Genomic DNA, 2393 nt, shown 5'->3' with positions numbered 1-2393 from the left:
CATAGAGGAAGACGACGGTGAAATCGGAGAGCCAATCACACCCGAGCCTGCTCTGAGCTTCGACGAACCCTGGATCGCGATACCCCCCTGTGTGTACCAGCTGCAATGACTGCACCAACCTCAACCCCCTGCTCTTCCTCTACAACGAAGACAAACAGGCCATACTCGGAGACCTGAACGCCGGTACCTATGCCTAACTGGTCGAAGCCGCCGAACTCTGCCCCGCCGACTGTATCCATCCGGGCAAGCCCTGGAACCCGGACGAGCCGGGGGTTGATGAGTTGGTTGAGAGGGCGGTGGCTTATAATCAGTAGGTGGTGACGCTAAAATTCACAGGATGCTACAAGACACTGAAAGAGAAAAAGACATCTACGCTACTTTGGTGTATGCAACCTGGAGAACCGAGGAAGAGGTGTCTATTGCATGTTAGACATGAAATTGGGATCTGTGTAATTCTTCAAGTATGAAGGTCAAAGAGCTCATTGCGCTGATCGAGGCTGACGGCTGGCTGCAGGTGCGCCACAAAGGTAGCCATCGTCAGTTCCATCATCCAACGAAATTGGGGACGGTCACTGTTTCCGGAAAACTCAGTATTGATGTCCCGCCCGGCACACTCAACAACGTGCTGAAACAGGCCGGGTTCAAGTGAGAAGCTCACATGCGTTACATGGTTGTCATTGAGAAAGGCTCAAGTAGTTTCGGAGCATATGTCCCTGATCTTCCTGGTTGCATGGCGGCGGCGGAAACCAAGGAAGAAGTTCTTGAACTCATCCAAGAGGCCATCGAATTTCATCTTGAAGGCATCAGGGAAGAAGGCGCGCCCGTACCTCAGCCACATTCGTACAGTGAATTTATTGAGGTGCATGCCTAACAAATCGCTCCAGCTGATCCCGGCTCTGCTCCATTGATATAAAGTGATATAAAGAACACCCATTTTGTTCAGCGCATAGGTTAGGGTGAGGTACGAAACTCAGCTTAGAGGCTCAATATGTGAACGGAAGATCTAGCCGCGTTAAAAGATGGAAACCTAGCCAATGAAAATTGAGGGGTTCATATGGTATAGAAGTATTATTGACAAATTGCTATGGAAGCACGATGTAACCCATGAAGAGGTTGAAGAACTTTTCAATAATAGCCCAAAATTCAAACTTGTTGAAAAAGGAAAAGTCAAAAATGAAAATCTGTATTCTGCTCGTGGACAGACGAATGCCGGTCGATATTTGGCTGCTCTATTTATATACAAGAAAACAAAAGAAGCCTTAATCGTCACCGCACGTGACATGGATCCAAGAGAGAGAAAGAACCATGGCAAAAAGTAAGCAACAAATAGAAGCTTTGCCGGAACAATTTGATAATATAGAAGCAGCTGCCGAGTTTTGGGATACTCACAGTTTGGTAGATTATGAGGATTTACAGAGAGATGTAGAATTTGACGTAGAACTAAAATCGGGGAAAAACTATTTTGCCATTGATAAAGAACTATCACGCGATATTGATAAATTAGCTCAATTGGAAGGGATTCTTCCTGAAACATTAGTAAACTTATGGCTTAAAGAAAAAATTCTTGAAAAGAGAATTCAAAAGGAGAAAAGGGGTCAGGCTTAATTAAGAAGAAATTGAACCTGGTCCCTTTTCCTACAGCTTACGGGTTCAACACGGTGAGGATAGGCTATGAAACACGAATATACGGCTATCGTTAAAAAAGAAGATGATTGGTGGATAGGTTGGATTCAAGAAATTCCTGGAGTGAATTGCCAAGAAAAAACCTATGATGAATTAAAAGATACGTTGGAGGTTACTCTCAAAGAGGCATTGGACTTTAATCGGCAAGATGCTTTGGTAGCAGCAGGTAGCGGATATAGAGAAGAGAAAATCGCAGTATGAAAAGAAAGGAACTCCTAAAATACCTCCGCAGCCAAGGATGCGAACTGCTTAGGGAGGGTGGGAAACATTCATGGTGGTTCAACCCGGAATTAAACAAGCGATCTGCAATTCCAAGACATTCAGAGGTTAAAGATATCGTGGCAAAGAAAATATGTAAGGATCTTGGTGTAGAATCAGTCAGATAGCCGTTAACAAATGCTTGCAGAGTATAAACACAAAAAGGATATCCATCTTGGCAACAGCCCGTAGGTTAGGGGCAAGGAATGAACTCCAACGCCATAGTTGAGAGATACTTACGGGTGTGGGTTACCGGCGTACATCGGTCGAAGGAGAAACCTTAATTCTTATAGGTAGTTGCGTCTCGGTTGAGCTGGATGGATGTGGATCGGGGTTGTGTGGATGACTTCCCAAATAATTTCGGTGAACGAGATCAATAGAGTTGTTCCCGATGCGAGTCTTTAAAAATCAATCGGTTATATTGGAACATGAGGCCGACACGGTGGTCGTTG

6 protein-coding genes are annotated in these 2393 nt (G+C 44.9%); all 6 read left to right on the top strand.

Features of this window, described 5'->3' with window-relative positions:
• The first annotated feature begins 463 nt into the window (after positions 1 to 463).
• The 6 genes from BQ17_RS06745 to BQ17_RS06720 all read left to right on the top strand — a co-directional run bounded on the left by BQ17_RS06745 (position 464) and on the right by BQ17_RS06720 (position 2069).
• The gene (locus BQ17_RS06745; RefSeq protein WP_089725503.1) at positions 464 to 649 is read left to right on the top strand and encodes a type II toxin-antitoxin system HicA family toxin; all 186 of its coding nucleotides are present in this window, start codon (positions 464 to 466) and stop codon (positions 647 to 649) included.
• Between the two features lie 9 nt (positions 650 to 658).
• A complete protein-coding gene (locus BQ17_RS06740) occupies positions 659 to 871 on the top strand; it encodes a type II toxin-antitoxin system HicB family antitoxin (protein ID WP_089725501.1) in 213 nt (70 codons plus the stop codon).
• Positions 872 to 1034: 163 nt separating this feature from the next.
• Complete coding sequence (locus BQ17_RS06735) at positions 1035 to 1319, top strand: BrnT family toxin (protein ID WP_089725499.1); 285 nt, start codon at positions 1035 to 1037, stop codon at positions 1317 to 1319.
• Positions 1306 to 1605, top strand: coding sequence for a CopG family antitoxin (locus BQ17_RS06730; protein ID WP_089725497.1), 300 nt, complete (start codon positions 1306 to 1308; stop codon positions 1603 to 1605). The genes BQ17_RS06735 and BQ17_RS06730 overlap by 14 nt, the downstream gene beginning before the upstream one ends.
• Positions 1606 to 1671: 66 nt before the next feature.
• Positions 1672 to 1884: a type II toxin-antitoxin system HicB family antitoxin gene (locus tag BQ17_RS06725; RefSeq protein ID WP_089725495.1), complete on the top strand. Its 213-nt coding sequence runs from the start codon at positions 1672 to 1674 to the stop codon at positions 1882 to 1884.
• Positions 1881 to 2069: a type II toxin-antitoxin system HicA family toxin gene (locus BQ17_RS06720; RefSeq protein WP_089725492.1), complete on the top strand. Its 189-nt coding sequence runs from the start codon at positions 1881 to 1883 to the stop codon at positions 2067 to 2069. The genes BQ17_RS06725 and BQ17_RS06720 overlap by 4 nt, the downstream gene beginning before the upstream one ends.
• The last annotated feature ends 324 nt before the right edge of the window (positions 2070 to 2393 follow it).

The organism is Candidatus Thiosymbion oneisti, from assembly GCF_900092655.1.
In the GTDB taxonomy this organism is placed as follows: Bacteria; Pseudomonadota; Gammaproteobacteria; order Chromatiales; family Chromatiaceae; genus Thiosymbion; species Thiosymbion oneisti.
This window is presented reverse-complemented; position numbering and strand designations above follow the sequence as displayed.